This is a genomic window from Streptomyces sp. NPDC000594 (assembly GCF_040299965.1).
Lineage (GTDB): Bacteria > Actinomycetota > Actinomycetes > Streptomycetales > Streptomycetaceae > Streptomyces.
The window spans coordinates 1-14,276 of the sequence record NZ_JBEPCY010000030.1 but is presented as its reverse complement, the minus strand read 5'-3'; the positions used below and the strand labels follow the sequence as shown (position 1 = coordinate 14,276).

Below are 14,276 nucleotides of genomic sequence, written 5' to 3'. Positions count from 1 at the left end.
ACACGGGGCGCCCGTCGTCATTCACCCGCGTATCGCCCGTCAGCTGTCGTACGCGTCGAGCGGCGGGCAGGAGCAGACCAGATTGCGGTCACCGAAGGCACCGTCGATCCGGCGCACCGGCGGCCAGTACTTGTCCGCCGCGTTCACCCCCGCCGGGAAGACCGCCTCGTCCCGCCCGTAGGGGTGCTCCCACTCCCCGCCCAGCGCCGCCGCCGTATGGGGCGCGTTCCGCAGCGGGTTGTCCTCGACGGGCCACTCACCCGAGGCGACCTTCTCGATCTCCCGCCGAATGGCGATCATCGCCTCGCAGAAGCGGTCGATCTCCTGGAGGTTCTCGCTCTCCGTCGGCTCGATCATCAGCGTCCCCGCCACCGGGAACGACATCGTCGGCGCGTGGAAACCGTAGTCGATGAGACGCTTGGCGATGTCGTCGACGCTCACCCCGGTCGCCTTGGCGAGCGGACGCAGATCCACGATGCACTCATGGGCGACCAGCCCCGCCGGGCCCGTGTACAGCACCGGGTAGTGCGGCTCCAGCCGCTTGGCGACATAGTTCGCGGCCAGCACGGCGACCTGCGTGGCGCGCTTGAGCCCCGCGCCGCCCATCAGCCGGACATAGGACCAGGAGATCGGCAGGATGCCCGCCGAGCCCCACGGCGCCGCGGAGATCGGCCCGACACCCGTCTCCGGGCCGGCGGTCGGCTGGAGCGGGTGGTTGGGCAGATACGGGGCGAGGTGCTCGCGCACCGCCACCGGACCGACACCGGGGCCACCGCCGCCGTGCGGGATGCAGAAGGTCTTGTGCAGATTCAGATGGGAGACATCGCCGCCGAACCGGCCCGGCTTGGCCAGCCCCACCAGCGCGTTGAGGTTGGCGCCGTCGACATAGACCTGGCCACCGGCGTCATGCACCCGGGCGCAGATGTCGGCGACATGCTCCTCGAAGACACCATGGGTGGACGGGTACGTGATCATGAGCACCGCCAGCTCGTCACGGTACTGCTCGATCCGGGCGTGCAGATCGTCCACATCGATCTCACCGTCGTCGGCCGTCCTGATCACGACGACCTTCATCCCGGCCATCACCGCGCTGGCCGCGTTGGTGCCATGCGCGGAGGACGGGATCAGACAGACGGTGCGCTGCTCGTCACCGTTGGCCCGGTGGTACGCGCGGACCGCGAGCAGACCCGCCAGCTCGCCCTGGGAACCGGCGTTGGGCTGGATGGAGACCTTGTCGTACCCGGTGACCTCGGCCAGCCGCTCCTCCAGCTCCTGGATGAGGGTGAGATAGCCGGCCGCCTGGTCGACCGGGGCGAAGGGGTGCAGCTGCCCGAACTCGGGCCAGGTCACCGGCTCCATCTCGGTGGTCGCGTTCAGCTTCATCGTGCAGGAGCCGAGCGGGATCATGCCCCGGTCCAGCGCGTAGTCCCGGTCGGCGAGCCGCCGCAGATAACGCAGCATCGCCGTCTCCGAGCGGTGCTGGTGGAAGACCGGGTGGGTGAGGTAGTCGTCGCTCCGGAGCAGCCCCGCAGGAAGGGTGTCCTCCGTCTCCGCGTCCAGGGCGTCGATATCCGCCTCGACACCGAACGCCGCCCAGACGGCGGCGAGCGCGGCCCGCGTGGTGGTCTCGTCACAGGCGAAGGAGACCTCGGAGTCGTCCACCTGATGGAGGTTCACCCCGCCCGCACGGGCGGCGGCGACCACCTCGGCGGCCCGGCCCGGGACCCGCGCGGTCAGCGTGTCGAACCAGGCGCCGTGGACGACCTCGACACCGCCCGCCGTGAGCCCAGCGGCGAGCAGCGTCGCATAACGGTGGGTCCGCCGGGCGATGGTGCGCAGCCCATCGGGACCGTGGTAGACGGCGTACATGCCCGCCATGACGGCCAGCAGCACCTGGGCCGTGCAGATGTTGCTGGTGGCCTTCTCCCGGCGGATGTGCTGCTCACGGGTCTGGAGCGCGAGCCGGTACGCCCTGTTGCCGTCCGCGTCCACGGAGACGCCGACGAGACGTCCGGGGAGGCTGCGCGCGAACTTCTCACGGACCGCCAGATAACCGGCGTGCGGGCCGCCGAAGCCCATCGGCACACCGAAGCGCTGGGTGGTGCCGACGGCGATGTCGGCGCCCAGCTCCCCGGGGGAGGTCAGCAGGGTGAGCGCCAGCAGATCGGCGGCGACGGTGACGACCGCGCCGAGTCCCTGGGCCTGCTCGATGACGGGCCGCAGATCACGCACGGCGCCGGAGGCACCCGGGTACTGGAGCAGCACACCGAAGATCCCGCGCTCGGCGATCTCGGCGGGAATGCCGTCGGAGAGGTCGGCGGTGACGACCTCGACACCGGTCGGCTCGGCCCGGGTCCCGATCACGGCGAGGGTCTGCGGCAGGACATCGGCGTCGACCAGGAAGACCCCGGTCTTGACCTTGCCGACCCGGCGGGAGAGGGACATGGCCTCGGCCGCCGCGGTGCCCTCGTCCAGCAGGGAGGCACCGGAGGTGGGCAGTCCGGTCAGCTCGGCGACCATCGTCTGGAAGTTGAGCAGGGCCTCCAGCCGGCCCTGGGAGATCTCCGGCTGGTACGGCGTGTACGCGGTGTACCAGGCCGGGTTCTCCATGACATTGCGCAGGATCACCGGGGGCGTGAAGGTCCCGTAGTAGCCGAGGCCGATCATGGAGGTCAGCACGGTGTTGCGGTCGGCAAGCTCGCGCAGCTCGGCCAGGACCTCGGCCTCGGTACGGGCCTCGGGCAGCCCCAGCGCCTCGGTGCTCTTGATCACATCGGGAACGGCGGCGGCGGTCAGCTCGTCCAGCGAGCCGTATCCGACCTGCGCCAGCATCTTGGCCTGCGCCTCGGCGTCGGGGCCTATGTGGCGCTGCTCGAAGGGGATGCCCTGCTCCAGGCGGGAGAGCGGAGTGCGGTTGGCGGACATGATCGGGGGGCCTCCTGGTCTGACGCGACCTGCGAGGGGCACCACGGCGCGGATACCCCGGACGGCCTCCCCCTCTGTCATCTCAACCTGAGAGCTTCACCGGGCCGCCCGTGCTCGACGCCCCGGCTTTCACCGTCGGTGAGAGCGGATGCCACCGACCGGCACCCGCCCTGCTTTCCAGAGTGACCTCACCCATGCGGTACAGGTGCCTGAGAGATTCCGGGGAGGAGTTGCTCCTTCGGCGCCGCCGGCGGTGGTCTGCCGGCGGACTCTCCCGCGTGGGGTCGACGGCCGATCTCAGCCTACCAGCGGACCTTTCCGCAATCGCTCAAGTGGCCGATACCTCCGATCTGCTCTTTGGTATGCCTTAAGGAGCAGTCGCGACCTCTTGGAGGGACCGTGCAGACCGATGTCGATCCGCGCAGTCTGATCGGCCGCAAGGCGTTCGACCGCAGTGGGGCCAAGATCGGAACGGTGGACGAGGTGTACCTCGACGACGCCACCGGGGCACCCGAATGGGCGGCGGTGCGCACCGGGCTCTTCAGCCGGGACGCCTTTGTCCCGCTGGCGCCCAGCACCCTGGTGGACGAGGCGCTGAGCGTGCCGTACGACCGCGCCCTGATCAAGGACGCCCCGGACTTCGGTGTGGGCCGCCATCTCTCCCCCGAACAGGAGCTCCAGCTCTATCACCACTACGGCCTGGCGCTGCCCCCCGCACCGGAGCCGCCCCCCGCGCCCTCGGGCGACGGCTCGGGGCGGGTGGTGGGAGACGCCGGGCGGGTGGTGGGTGACACAGAGAGCCCGGCTCCCTCGGGCGGCGACTGACCTCCCGGGCCGGCCCCGCCCGCCGGACGCCCCACCACCGACGGCTCGGACTCCGGCTTTGGCTCCGGCTCCGGCTGGGGCAGCGGCCCCACCACCATGACCAGCGGCAGTGGATCGGACGGCACCAGCTCCGGATCGTCGGTACGGAAGGTGCGCACCCGGCCCGGCGGCGAATCGGGCCGCTCGAAGCGCACGGTGACCCGGCCCACGCCGCTGCCCTGCACCCAGCCCGGCCCGTACCGGCCGTGGCGGACATCGTGCCCGGGCTGCCACTGCCGCTCGACGGGGGCGGCCGGAGCCGCGGGGGCGCTCGGCGCCGCCCCGGTGGCCTGCTCGGCCTCCCCCATCTTCCCCGCCTCCCCCGTCCCCTCGGCCACCGCCCGGCCCGCCGCCGCTGCCGCCGCCTGGGCGAACAGATCCTCCTGGGTGTAGTCGGCGAGCCCGGACACCCCCACCCCGAGCAGCCGTACACCGCCGGTGGTGTCCACCGACTCCAGCAGCCGCGCCGCCGCCTCCCGCACCACCGCGGAATCGTCCGTCGGCCCCCGCAGCGTCTCCGAACGGGTCAGCGTGGAGAAGTCGTACCGCCGCACCTTCAGCACGATGGTGCGCCCGGAGTGGCCCGAGGCGCGCAGCCGCGCGGTGCAGCGGTCGGCCAGCCGCTCCACCTCGACCCGGATCCTGACCCGGTCATGCAGATCCACATCGAAGGTGTCCTCCACCGACACCGACTTGGTGTCCCGCTCGGCGACCACCGGACGGTCGTCATGGCCGAGCGCCATCCGGTACAGCGCGGCTCCATGGGCCCTGCCCAGCAGCCGCACCAGCTCGTCCTCGCCCGCCTCGGCCAGCTCCGCGCAGGTCGTCATGCCGGCCCGCCGCAGATGCTCACCGGTGGCCGGGCCGACCCCGGGCAGGGTGCGCACCGGCAGCGGCCCCAGCAGCTCCCGCTCGGTGCCCGGCTCGATCAGCACCAGGCCGTCGGGCTTGGCCTGCTCGGAGGCGATCTTCGCCAGCATCTTGGATCCGGCGAGCCCGACGGAACCGGTGAGCCCGGTGACGGCCAGGATGTCGGCGCGCAGCCGCTCACCGGTGCGGCGGGCCCCCTCCGGGCCGTCGACGCCACCCGCCACGGCCTCCAGATCCACAAACGCCTCATCCAGGCTCAACGGCTCCACCAGCGGTGACAGCTCCCGCAGCAGCCCCATCACCTGCTCGCTGATCCCCCGGTAGAAGGCGAAGCGGGGGACCAGATACGCCGCGTTCGGCGCGAGGCGCCGGGCCTGGGCCATGGGCATCGCCGAGTGCACCCCGAAACGGCGTGCCTCATAGGAGGCGGTGGCGACCACCCCCCGGGGTCCGAGCCCTCCGACGACCACGGGCTTTCCGCGCAGGCTGGGCTTGGACGCCTGCTCCGCGGCGGCGAAGAAGGCGTCCATGTCCAGATGCAGGACCGACGGCACGGATCTCACATCTACGATGCTGCCGCACCGCACTGACAGTGGAGCCCCGCCGGCCCCGGGCGGGTCCCGGACCGCGCCCGCCGGGAGGGGGGCTCAGACCGCGCGGTTCTGCCGCCGCCGGGCCAGCTCATCGGCCGGATTGTGGCCGATCAGGGTCTCGCCGGTGTCGATCCGCTCGCCGTGGAGCTGGGACAGGGCCGCCTCGACGTCCCGCCAGACCACCCCGACCGCGATCCCGAAGATCCCCTGGCCGCCCTGGAGCAGATCGACCACCTCGTCGGGCGAGGAGCACTCGTGGACCGTGGCCCCGTCGCTCATCAGCGTCATCCGCTCCAGATCCGCGTAGCCCCGCTCCCTGAGGTGCTGGACGGCGGCGCGGATGTTCTGGAGCGCCACCCCGGTGTCGAGGAAACGCTTCACGATCTTGAGGACGACCACATCGCGGAAGCTGTACAGACGCTGGCTGCCGGAGCCGTGCGCGGCCCGCACACTGGGTTCGACCAGGCCGGTACGGGCCCAGTAGTCGAGCTGCCGATAGGTGATACCCGCCGCCGCACAGGCCGTGGGCCCCCGGTAACCGACGGTGTCCAGCTGTCGCTCGGACCGTCCGGACCGGTCGGCCGCACCTTCCGGGAGCGGATACGGACCCGTCTCCACCGGCCCTCGTCCGAGGGGTCCCCCCACCGCGCCGTCGCCGCTGATTCTCACGCCGACCCTCCGTCCTTGACCTGCCCGACTCGACGGTAGGCAGTCACCAGGGGTGCGTCAACGATCGCCGCGCTCGGCACGCCGAGTGATAATCACCCTGAGGGTGGTTTGACGTGACCCATATCCGGGAAGCAGTGGCCGAATGGGCGGAATTCACCTCCGCCGGACGGCCCTCCGGTGACCGCCGGACCGTCCGCCGGCCATCCGCTCACCCCGGCACGGTCACTGGTTGCTGGTACCGAAGTCCTCGGGAGAGATCTGGTCGAGGAACTCGCGGAACTTCTCCACCTCGTCCTCCTGCTCATCGGGAATCGCGATGCCGGCGTCGTCGAGCACCCCGTCACTGCCGAAGATCGGCGTACCGGTGCGCAGGGCGAGCGCTATGGCGTCGGACGGCCGCGCGCTCACCTCGACCCCGCTGGCGAAGACCAGCTCCGCGTAGAAGACCCCTTCACGCAGATCGGTGATGCGGACCTCGGTGAGCTCCTGGCCCACCGCCTCCAGCACATCCTTGAAGAGATCGTGGGTCAGCGGTCTGGCAGGTGCCATGCCCTGCTGGGCGAAGGCAATGGCGGTCGCCTCCCCGGGACCGATCCAAATGGGGAGGTACCGATCGCCTCCCACTTCACGCAGGAGCACGATCGGTTGGTTGGAGGGCATTTCCACCCGGACACCCACAACGTCGAGCTCGTTCACACAGCAACCCTAGGACGTGCCCGACCCCTTTGGGTAGTCGGGCACGACCTGGATCAGGTCAGACGCACTCCCAGAGCCATCTGGACCAGGGTCGCGTGCAGCCGTACGGAGAGCTCCGCCAGCTCCTTGGCGGTGGCCTCCGCATGGGCCCTGGTCTGCGGATTGCGGTGCCGCCGCAAGGGTGCGACCACCTGTTCGACCAATCCGGCCTCCCGCTCGGCGGCGGCCTTCATGGCGCGAAGATGCCGGGGTTCCAGACCGAATCTCCCCAGATCCGCGACGAGCCTCGCCAGGGTCACCGCCTCCGCGTCGAACGCCCCGGCGGCATCCTGGACGAGCAGGCCGTACGACTCCCACTCGACCAGCTCCTCCTCGCTCACCCCGGCCGCGGCCAGCAGCTCCGCACGGCCCACCCGAGCGGCCGTACGAGGCTCGCCGAAGGCCTCCCAGGGGGCCGGCTCCCGGGCCCCGGACCCAGAGGCCACCTGATCCCTGGGGGACCCCTGAGCGGGCAGCTGGACCTGCTCACCACGGGCGACCGCGTCCAGATGCTCCCGGATCACTTTCAGCGGAAGATAGTGGTCCCGCTGCATCCGCAGCACCTGAGCGAGGCGCTCCACATCCTCCTGGGTGAACTTCCGGTACCCGGAGGGGGTGCGCCGCGGCTCGACCAGGCCCTCCGCCTCCAGGAAGCGGATCTTGGAAATCGTGACCTCGGGAAACTCAGCCCGCAGCTGACCGAGGACGGTGCCGATACTCATCAGCCGCTCCGCCCCGGACAGCCTCTCCCCCGCGGTGGCGGTGCCGTGCCCGGCACCGCCCGTCGGTGTGCGCATGTGCCTTCCCTGACGGGTTAACCGACCCGCTGGCTCCCGTAGAAGACCAGCCGGTACTTGCCGATCTGGACCTCGTCACCGTTGTTGAGATAGGCCGACTCGATCGGCTCCCGATTGACATAGGTGCCATTGAGGCTGCCGACATCGGCCACCCCGAAGCTGCCGTCGGGGCTGCGGCGGAACTCCACATGACGACGCGAGACCGTCACATCGTCCAGGAAGATGTCGCTCTGCGGATGACGGCCGGCCGTGGTCAGGTCGGAGTCCAGCAGGAAGCGGCTGCCCGAATTGGGCCCGCGCCGCACCACCAGCAGTGCCGACCCCGGCGGCAGCGCCTCCACCGCGGCCTGCGCCTCGGGCGTCAGCGACGGCAGCTGGGTCTGCCCCGTCACCTCCGAGTCATAGGCTTCCAGGCCGGAGATGGAGATCGTGGACGTGGTCTCCGAGGCCCGCTCCGGAACCGCCTGGCCCCGCAGGGGCGCACCGCAGTTGGAGCAGAACTTGCTCGTCTGCGGATTGCGGTTGCCGCACCTCGTACAGACCGTCACACCCGTCATGGACGGATCCTCCTGCCGCGGCCGCCCCCCGTGGGGGTTGGTCGCATACGGATCGGGGGCAAACCCTCCACCCGAGGTCGATGGTTCCCCGAAACCTATGCGGCCGGGACCGGCAGGGTCAACAGACGACGCGCCCCGCGCGCCGGGAATGTCACCGCCCGGACCAGCGAACTCGTCCCGGTAGAGGGGACGCTCTCCGCTCTGGCCCTCTCCCTGGCCCTGACCCTGACCGCGCGCACGATGCCTGGCGCTGCCGCCTTCCTCGCGTGCGCTCTTGCCGAACAACTTCGCAAACAACTTCACGGGCGATTCCCCTTGACCGAAATAGACCCGCCCGTGGGGCAGGACGAACCCTGACTGATCACACCTGCCGACCCGGACATCCTCACAACGTCCGTACCCATCAGACAGTTTCCACCACGCGGCACGACTTCTGTGGGCCGACCCCCCGCGACCCCGGACCCCGACACACAGGACCCGCTCCGTGACCGCTTCACCGCGCTGACGACCGAGCGTAGTCAGGCCGCTTCTCGGCCCGCAAGGCGTCCACGACGATCCTCTCCGAGCGGGCCACCTCCACGGTGGCCTGCTCCTTCTCCAGTGTCTGCACCACTCCGCCCGGGATGTTCAGAGCGGGCTCCAGATCCTGCGGCTTACCGATGACCTGGAAGATGTAGGGCGTTCCGATCCGGTTCCCGTCGACCTCGACGGCACCCTCCAGACCGCTCAGATAACTGTCGGCGACCACCCGGACACCATTCACCTGGATCGCCTCCGCCCCCGCGGCACGCAACTCCTGGATGGCGTCCAACAGCATGTCCGCCTCGACCGCGCCGGAGCGGTCCTTGACGGTGAGCGTGATCCCCGGCCCCTCGGCACCGACGGTACCGGCGAGGACACCCAGCTGCCGCTCCTTCAGCCGGGTCTGCTTGCGCGCCTCCTCGGCCTGGTCGGAACTGTTCTCCAGCTCCGTCCGCTGCTCGGCCAGCCGCTGCCGCTCGTCCTCCAGCCGCTCCGTGCGGTGGTCCAGCTCGTCCAGGATCCGCACCAGGTCCTCCTGGCGCGCACCGCGCAGGGCGCTGTTGTCGCTCGTGGAGCGCACCTGGATCGCGAGACCCAGACCGAGGACGAACAGCAGCGCCGCCACGGTCAGTTGGGCCCGGGTCACCCGGGGCGGCCACAGACCCGCGACCAGCCGCTGCCTGCCGGTCATCCCCGCCCGCGGCCCACCGGTCGTACCGGCACCCGTGTCGTTCCGCTCGCCCTCGTCGCTCCGGCCGCTCCGGCCGCCGTCACCACCGTTGTCGCTGCTGGTGCTGTTGTCCTTGCTGGCGCTGCTGACGTTGCTGTCACTGCTGTCGCTGCTGTCGCTGTTCATCGGCTCCGCCACCGCGCTCACGCCCGGAACACATGCCGCCGGATGGCGGCGGCGTTGGAGAAGATCCGGATACCCAGCACCACGACCACACCCGTGGACAGCTGGGCCCCCACCCCGAGCTTGTCCCCCAGATACACGATCAGCGCCGCCACGACCACATTCGACAGGAAGGAGACCACGAAGACCTTGTCCACGAAGATCCCGTCCAGCATCGCCCGCAACCCGCCGAAGACGGCGTCGAGGGCGGCCACCACCGCGATCGGGAGATAGGGCTCGACCACCGCGGGCACCTCGGGCCTCAGCAGCAATCCGGCCACGACTCCCATGACGAGGCCCAGTACGGCGATCACGATGTGCCCTTCCCTGTCTCTGCCGCTCCCCGCCCACCGCTCCGGTCGGCGGCGAGGCCCCTCGGCTCCGCTGTACGTACGATCAGGCTCGGGGCAGCCGGCAGACGCACCTCGTCCTTGCTGGAGACAGTGAAACGGATGCCGAAATTCTCCCGCAGGACCCGCAGATACTGGCCGTCGGCACTGCTGCGGAACCTCGTGTCCAGCCTCTTCCCGTCCCCCACCGCAAGCACCGTGTACGGCGGCACCAGCGGCCTGTTGTCCACCAGTATGGCGTCTCCGGCGGCCCGGATCGCCGACAGGGCCGTCAGCCGCTGCCCATTGATGGCCACGGCCTCGGCACCCGACTCCCACAGACCGTTGACGATCCGCTGCATGTCACGGTCGCGCACCCGGCCCGTGTCACTGAAACCGCTGCTCCCCCGGGGACCACCGGCCCCCGGCTCGGTGTCGGCCGCGTCGTCCACGACCAGCCGCAGCCCCGGCCCCTCGACCTCGGTACCGCCCGCCAGCAGCTCGACCAGGTCCTCCCGGTCGCTCCCCGCCGAGTTGAGCGCCTTGCGCTGCCGCTCCCCCACCTCGTCCCGGAGCCGGTCCACCCGCCGCGCCAGCTCGTCCGCCTGCGCGGTCTTCGCCTCGACCCGGTCGATCAGCTCCTCGCGCTCCTTCGCCAGAACGGGCGCGGATATCCGGGCCTCGGCCGCGCCCACCGTGACAATCGCCGCGGCCAGCACCAGACCCACCGCCAGACCGAGTTTCGCCCGCAGGGTACGGGGCAGGGGGCCGCCCTTCTCCCGGCGGCGCGCCGTCGCCTCGGCGTACCCCTCGTCCAGGCCGTGCTCCATCACGTTCGTCAGCAGCGACATCGACGCGTCGGGGCGTCGCGGCGGTGAGCCAGTGGTCCGAACGGGGGGCTGCTGCGGCGGCATGCCGCACATCGTCGCACGTCATGGCCGCTACCGCCGAATGGCCCCACCGGTGTGCCGGAAGCATCGGTTCCGAAGCCTTCCGGCACACCGGCGGCAGCCTCAGTGGCCCGCGCTGTCGACCACCGCGGCCCACTCGTCGAGCAGTGCCTGGGCCGAGGCGTCATCGGGCCCCTCGGCCCACAGATGGGTGACGGCCTCCGAAGGATCGGGCAGCACCATCACCCAGCGGCCGTCGGGCTCCACCACCCGTACCCCGTCGGTGGTGTCCACCTGCCGGTCCCCGGCCTCCTCCACCACCCGGCGCATGACCAGGCCCTTGACCGCCCACGGTGTGGCCAGATCACGCCTGAGCACATGCGCACGGGGGATACGGGCGTCGATCTGGCTCACGGTGAGCTGAGTCCGCGCCACCAGACCCACCAGCCGCACCAGTGCCGCCGTACCGTCGAAGACGCTGCTGAACTCCGGCACGATGAAGCCGCCGCGCCCGTCCCCGCCGAAGATGGTCGTCTCCTCGCGGCCGACCCGGGTCAGATCGTCGGGCGAGGTCGTCGTCCACTCCACCTGGGTCCCGTGGTACGCCGCCACCTGCTCGGCGATCCGGGTCGTGGTCACCGGGAGCGCCACCCGGCCGCTGCGCCGCTCCGCCGCCACCAGATCCAGCAGGACCAGCAGGGCCCGGTCGTCCTCGATGATCCGGCCACGCTCGTCCACCAGGGAGAGCCGCTCGCCGACGGGGTCGAACCGCACCCCGAAGGCGGCGCGTGCCGAGGCCACGATCTCGCCGAGGCGGACCAACCCGGCCCGCCGGGTCTCGGCGGTCTCGGTGGGCCTCGCCTCGTCCAGCCCGGGGTTGATGGTGAGCGCGTCCACACCCAGCCGTCCCAGCAGGCTGGGCAGAACGAGCCCGGCACTGCCGTTGGAGGCGTCCACGACGACCTTGAGACCGGAGTCCGCGACCCCCGTGGTGTCGACGTTCCGCAGCAGCGACCCCGTGTACGAGTCGAAGACGCTCGCCGGGAAGTACAGATCGCCGATCTCACCGGGGAAGGCCCGGCGGTACTCCTGCCGTGCGTAGATCCGGTCCAGCTTCCGCTGACCCGCCTGGGAGAGATCCGCCCCGCGTCCGTCGAAGAACATGATGTCGACGTTGTCGGGCACCCCGGGTGAGGTACGGATCATGATCCCGCCCGCGCTCCCCCGGGCGGTCTGCTGACGGGCCACCGGCAGCGGTACGTTCTCCAGGTCCCGTACGTCGATGGCGCTCGCCTGGAGGGCGGAGATCACCGCTCGCTTGAGCGCCCGCGCGCCTCGCGAGTGGTCACGCGCCGTGGTGACCGTGGACCCCTTCTTCAGCGTGGTGGCGTACGCCCCGGCGAGCCGTACCGCCAGCTCCGGGGTGATCTCCACATTGAGGATCCCGGAGACCCCCCGGGTGCCGAAGAGATGCGCCTGCCCCCGCGACTCCCAGATGACCGAGGTGTTGACGAACGCGCCGGCCTCGATCGTCTTGAACGGATAGACGCGCACATTGCCCTGAACAATCGATTCCTCACCGATCAGGCACTCGTCCCCGATGACGGCTCCGTCCTCGATCCGGGCCGCGCGCATGATGTCGGTGTTCTTGCCGATCACACAGCCGCGCAGATTGGAGTGCTCGCCGATGTAGACGTTGTCGTGCACGACGGCCCGGTGGAGGAAGGCACCGTTCTTGACGACGACGTTCGACCCGACGACGGTGTGCTCACGCAGCTCCGCGTTGGCCTCCACCTTGGCGTAGTCGCCGATGTAGAGCGGTCCGCGCAGTACGGCGTCGGGGTGGACCTCGGCGCCTTCGGCGACCCACACCCCGGGTGAGATCTCGAAGCCGTCGATCTCGACGTCGACCTTGCCCTCCAGGACATCCGCCTGGGCCTTCACATAGCTCTCGTGGGTGCCCACGTCCTCCCAGTAGCCCTCGGCGACATAGCCGTAGATCGGCTTGCCCTCCTTCATCAGCTGAGGGAAGACATCCCCGGACCAGTCGACGGGAACATCCGGCTCGACATAGTCGAAGACCTCGGGCTCCATGACATAGATGCCGGTGTTCACGGTGTCGGAGAAGACCTGGCCCCAGGTCGGCTTCTCCAGGAAGCGCTCCACCTTGCCGGCCTCGTCGACGATGGTGATGCCGAATTCCAGGGGATTGGGCACCCGGGTCAGACAGACGGTGACAAGCGCCCCCTTCTCCTTGTGGAAGGAGATCAGATCGGTGAGGTCGAAGTCGGTGAGAGCATCACCCGAGATGACGAGGAAAGCATCGTCCTTCAGCGCCTCCTCGGCGTTCTTCACACTGCCGGCGGTACCGAGGGGCTTTTCCTCGTTGGCGTAGGTCAGCTCCATTCCCAGCTCTTCGCCGTCACCGAAGTAGTTCTTGACCAATGAGGCAAGAAACTGCACCGTTACGACGGTTTCCTTGAGCCCATGGCGCTTGAGCAACCGCAGCACATGCTCCATGATCGGCCGGTTCACCACCGGCAGGAGCGGCTTGGGCATGCTCGACGTCATGGGGCGAAGTCGGGTTCCTTCGCCACCGGCCATCACGACGGCCTTCATGTCGGAAGCGTCCTCCTTGAGAGACGACGGTCAGCCGACCTCGCTCGTCCTCGGAGGCCCTCTGGCGTCATGCGAGCCGGCTACGCTGCACGGCTCCGCATCGACGAGGTCAATCGGCCGCTGCGTCCGCCTTGACGAGACGGCGGACCTGGACCACATAGAGGATCCCTGCCCACCAATACAGAGTTGTACCCCATCCGGCGAAAGCCCATCCGAAAATAGCAGCGAGTGACGCGAGCCACCCGCTTCCGTCACCGAGCAGCATCAAGGGGAAGGCACACATCAGGTTGAAGGTCGCGGCCTTGCCGAGGAAGTTCACCTGGGGCGGAGGATAACCATGACGGCGGAGGATCCACACCATCACCAGCAGCATCACTTCTCGCGCCAATAGCGCCGCGGTGAGCCAGAGCGGAAGGATCTCCCGCCAGGTGAGCCCCACCAGGGTCGACAGAATGTACAACCGGTCGGCGGCGGGATCGAGGAGTCTGCCCAGACTGCTGATCTGATTCCAGCGACGGGCCAGCTTGCCGTCGAGATAGTCGGTGATCCCACTCAGCATCAGCACCAGCACGGCCCAGCCGTCGCTGCTCGGGCCACCGAAGACCGGGCGGAGAATCAGCCACAGGAAGAGGGGCACACCGAGAAGGCGTGCCATGCTGAGGATGTTGGGGATGGTGAGGACCCGGTCCGTCTGAACGCGGGTCTCCTGGACCTCCACCCGGGGGCCTCCATATGTGTAACGTGCCGATGACTCCCCCCGACCCTACCGTCCGTCGAGGACACCTCCGGACAGGGGGAAGCGCCGGCGCCCCCTGTCGGCCTCGGATTCCGACGCTGGTTCCGACTCGGGTTCCGCGCCTTCCGGGAGGATCCTGAAGGGTCTGGAACGCAAAATAGCCCCGGCCCCGACACCATTCAAGGTATCGGGGCCGGGGCCCAAAATTTGTTCGGCGGCGTCCTACTCTCCCACAGGGTCCCCCCTGCAGTACCATCGGCGCTGAAAGGCTTAGCTTC

The 14,276-nt window shown here is 69.8% G+C and carries 11 protein-coding genes, 1 rRNA gene, 1 pseudogene and 1 riboswitch; of the genes and pseudogenes, 1 reads left to right on the top strand and 12 read right to left on the bottom strand.

The window, feature by feature from the left end:
- Positions 1-39: 39 nt before the first annotated feature.
- Positions 40-2,925, bottom strand: a complete 2,886-nt coding sequence (gene gcvP / locus ABT354_RS29410; protein WP_351499284.1) for an aminomethyl-transferring glycine dehydrogenase — start codon at positions 2,923-2,925, stop codon at positions 40-42.
- A gap of 187 nt (positions 2,926-3,112) precedes the next feature.
- A riboswitch (glycine riboswitch) is annotated at positions 3,113-3,212 on the bottom strand.
- A 112-nt stretch (positions 3,213-3,324) separates the two neighbouring features.
- Between gcvP and ABT354_RS29405 the strand changes: the two genes are divergently transcribed.
- Entirely contained in the window at positions 3,325-3,750 is a 426-nt protein-coding gene (locus ABT354_RS29405) for a PRC-barrel domain-containing protein (RefSeq protein ID WP_351499282.1), read from the top strand.
- A 164-nt stretch (positions 3,751-3,914) separates the two neighbouring features.
- On the opposite strand, the pseudogene ABT354_RS29400 reads toward ABT354_RS29405, so the two are convergent.
- The 11 genes and pseudogenes from ABT354_RS29400 to rrf form a co-directional block, all read right to left on the bottom strand.
- Positions 3,915-5,189, bottom strand: a pseudogene (locus ABT354_RS29400) (DNA polymerase IV); the annotation flags it as partial.
- A gap of 117 nt (positions 5,190-5,306) precedes the next feature.
- Complete coding sequence (locus tag ABT354_RS29395; RefSeq protein ID WP_502983522.1) at positions 5,307-5,921, bottom strand: MerR family transcriptional regulator; 615 nt, start codon at positions 5,919-5,921, stop codon at positions 5,307-5,309.
- A gap of 222 nt (positions 5,922-6,143) precedes the next feature.
- Positions 6,144-6,617, bottom strand: a complete 474-nt coding sequence (locus ABT354_RS29390) for a bifunctional nuclease family protein (protein WP_351499280.1) — start codon at positions 6,615-6,617, stop codon at positions 6,144-6,146.
- Positions 6,618-6,670: 53 nt separating this feature from the next.
- On the bottom strand, positions 6,671-7,453 hold the full coding sequence (ftsR, locus tag ABT354_RS29385) for a transcriptional regulator FtsR (RefSeq protein WP_351499278.1): 783 nt from the start codon (positions 7,451-7,453) through the stop codon (positions 6,671-6,673).
- A 17-nt stretch (positions 7,454-7,470) separates the two neighbouring features.
- A complete protein-coding gene (locus ABT354_RS29380) occupies positions 7,471-8,421 on the bottom strand; it encodes an FHA domain-containing protein (protein ID WP_351499440.1) in 951 nt (316 codons plus the stop codon).
- Between the two features lie 82 nt (positions 8,422-8,503).
- Positions 8,504-9,223, bottom strand: a complete 720-nt coding sequence (locus tag ABT354_RS29375; protein ID WP_351499438.1) for a DUF881 domain-containing protein — start codon at positions 9,221-9,223, stop codon at positions 8,504-8,506.
- A 182-nt stretch (positions 9,224-9,405) separates the two neighbouring features.
- Complete coding sequence (locus ABT354_RS29370) at positions 9,406-9,738, bottom strand: small basic family protein (RefSeq protein ID WP_351499276.1); 333 nt, start codon at positions 9,736-9,738, stop codon at positions 9,406-9,408.
- On the bottom strand, positions 9,735-10,676 hold the full coding sequence (locus ABT354_RS29365; RefSeq protein WP_351499274.1) for a DUF881 domain-containing protein: 942 nt from the start codon (positions 10,674-10,676) through the stop codon (positions 9,735-9,737). Before ABT354_RS29365 ends, ABT354_RS29370 begins: the two co-directional genes overlap by 4 nt.
- A gap of 90 nt (positions 10,677-10,766) precedes the next feature.
- Positions 10,767-13,262 carry a sugar phosphate nucleotidyltransferase gene (locus tag ABT354_RS29360; RefSeq protein ID WP_351499271.1) on the bottom strand — a complete coding sequence of 832 codons (2,496 nt, stop codon included), beginning with the start codon at positions 13,260-13,262 and terminating at the stop codon, positions 10,767-10,769.
- A 109-nt stretch (positions 13,263-13,371) separates the two neighbouring features.
- The gene (clsA, locus tag ABT354_RS29355) at positions 13,372-13,980 is read right to left on the bottom strand and encodes a cardiolipin synthase ClsA (RefSeq protein ID WP_351499269.1); all 609 of its coding nucleotides are present in this window, start codon (positions 13,978-13,980) and stop codon (positions 13,372-13,374) included.
- 227 nt (positions 13,981-14,207) lie between these two features.
- A 5S ribosomal RNA gene (gene rrf / locus ABT354_RS38120) occupies positions 14,208-14,276 on the bottom strand; the annotation flags it as partial.

What these genes read in the sequence shown, in the direction of transcription:
- ABT354_RS29365 (WP_351499274.1), bottom strand. Translation starts at nt 10,676, where the DNA reads ATGTGCGGCATGCCGCCGCAGCAGCCCCCCGTTCGGACCACTGGCTCA.
- ABT354_RS29375 (WP_351499438.1), bottom strand. Translation starts at nt 9,223, where the DNA reads ATGACCGGCAGGCAGCGGCTGGTCGCGGGTCTGTGGCCGCCCCGGGTG.
- gcvP (WP_351499284.1), bottom strand. Translation starts at nt 2,925, where the DNA reads ATGTCCGCCAACCGCACTCCGCTCTCCCGCCTGGAGCAGGGCATCCCC.
- ftsR (WP_351499278.1), bottom strand. Translation starts at nt 7,453, where the DNA reads ATGCGCACACCGACGGGCGGTGCCGGGCACGGCACCGCCACCGCGGGG.
- ABT354_RS29360 (WP_351499271.1), bottom strand. Translation starts at nt 13,262, where the DNA reads ATGAAGGCCGTCGTGATGGCCGGTGGCGAAGGAACCCGACTTCGCCCC.